The sequence below is a fragment of the Mesorhizobium sp. M7A.F.Ca.CA.001.10.2.1 genome (assembly GCF_003998575.1).
GTDB lineage: Bacteria > Pseudomonadota > Alphaproteobacteria > Rhizobiales > Rhizobiaceae > Mesorhizobium.
In genome coordinates this window covers 1-1,751 of the sequence record NZ_RZQY01000932.1, presented here as the reverse complement: position 1 = coordinate 1,751, position 1,751 = coordinate 1, and the positions used below count along the sequence as shown (strand labels likewise).

2 protein-coding genes and 1 pseudogene are annotated in these 1,751 nt (G+C 64.8%); 1 reads left to right on the top strand and 2 read right to left on the bottom strand.

Annotated elements, in window-relative coordinates; all coding sequences use genetic code 11:
- On the bottom strand, positions 1-254 hold a 254-nt coding region (locus tag EN964_RS33635; protein ID WP_206528803.1), incomplete at its 3' end, for a VOC family protein.
- Between the two features lie 183 nt (positions 255-437).
- Positions 438-1,154, bottom strand: a complete 717-nt coding sequence (gene rph / locus EN964_RS33625) for a ribonuclease PH (protein ID WP_056585385.1) — start codon at positions 1,152-1,154, stop codon at positions 438-440.
- Between the two features lie 198 nt (positions 1,155-1,352).
- On the opposite strand from rph, the pseudogene hrcA reads away from it, so the two are divergent.
- Positions 1,353-1,751, top strand: a pseudogene (gene hrcA / locus EN964_RS33620) (heat-inducible transcriptional repressor HrcA); the annotation flags it as partial.

Here is a 1,751-nt window from a genome sequence, read left to right as displayed (position 1 = left end):
GTCGACGTAAAGCACAGATGACCTTGGCCGACCGCGCCATGCGGAGGCACCGGCAGCCTGGCGTCAGGCGCCGGCGGCACTTTCGTCGCCTCGGCGTTGAAGACGAGCAGCACGCCCGGCCCGCAGCGGAAGAAGAGGTGGCGGCCGTCGACCTTGCCGAGGAGATTGAGGCCGAGGATGTCGGTGTAGAAGGTTTCCGCTGCGGGAAGATCGGTGACGTAGAGAGCGGATTCAAGGATGGCCGAGGGCGTCACGAGGCGCCCCCCTCTGGCCTGCCGGCCATCTCCCCCTCAAGGGGGGAGATCGGATGCCATTTCGGTATTCGCCAATCTCCGGCGTTGCAGGGTGCGCGACAACGCAGAAGTCGCCAATCTCCCCACTTGAGGGGGAGATGGCCGGCAGGCCAGAGGGGGGCGCTCAAACTCGACATCGAAAAACTAAGCCACCGCCATCTGCTGCAGACTCACCAACCTCTGGATGCCTTTCTTGGCCAGGCCCATCAAGTCCGCGAACTGCTCCTCGGAGAAAGGCTCGCCCTCGGCGGTGCCCTGGATCTCGACGATGCCACCCTTGCCGGTCATGACGAAATTGGCGTCGGTGCCGGCCGAAGAATCCTCGATATAGTCGAGGTCGATGACCGGCTGGCCGTCATGGATGCCGCAGGAGATCGCCGCGACATGGTCCTTCAGCACCTTGGCGACGCTGGCCATCTGGCGCGCTTCCATCCAGCGCAGGCAGTCATACAGCGCCACCCAGCCGCCGGTGATCGATGCGGTGCGGGTGCCACCATCGGCCTGGATGACGTCGCAGTCGACGGTGATCTGCTGCTCGCCCAGCGCCTGCAGGTCGACCACGGCGCGCAGGGAGCGGCCGATCAGCCGCTGGATTTCGAGCGTGCGGCCGCCCTGCTTGCCGGCCGAAGCCTCGCGGCGCATGCGCTCGCCGGTCGAGCGCGGCAGCATGCCGTATTCCGCCGTCACCCAGCCCTTGCCGGAATTGCGCATCCAGCCCGGCACTTTTTCCTCGAGGCTGGCCGTGCACAGGACATGAGTGTCGCCGAACTTCACCAGGCATGAGCCTTCGGCATGCTTGGAGACGCCGCGCTCGAAGGAGATGGCACGCATTTCGTCGAATTGGCGTTTGGAAGGGCGCATTCAGGCTGCTTTCTTGTCATTTTTCGGAATCTTGGCCGGCTTGTAACCGCATGGGACGCGTGGCGCAAAGGAAAATGGCCCGACGATCTGACTCAGACACCGGGTGATCTCACAAAGACACCGGGTGATCTCACACAGACACCGGGTTGCGCGGGTGCAGTGTAAGTCTATATCCTTGGGCCGGAGGTTTTTGGCCGTATGACCAAGGCAGTCGATCCCGCTTCGCAGTCGCCCGCGCTCCAGTCGCTCGACATGCGTTCGCGCGACATCTTCCGGCGCATCGTCGATTCCTACCTCAGGGACGGCGAACCCGTGGGCTCGCGCAGCCTGTCGCGCATCCTGCCGTCTTCGCTGTCGCCGGCCACCATCCGCAACGTCATGAGCGACCTCGAGCATCTCGGCCTGATCTACGCGCCGCACATTTCGGCCGGCCGGCTGCCGACGCAGGCCGGCCTGCGTTTCTTCGTCGATGCCTTCATGGAGCTTGGCGATCTTTCCGACGAGGAGCGCCGCGCCATCGAGGCACAGGTTCGGGCGTCCGGCTCGGGCGCGACGCTGGAACACATGCTGACCGAGGCCAGCCAGATGCTGTCGGGC

Bases quoted from the DNA above. Each gene is read 5' to 3' on its own strand.
- rph (WP_056585385.1), bottom strand. From the start codon at position 1,154: ATGCGCCCTTCCAAACGCCAATTCGACGAAATGCGTGCCATCTCCTTC.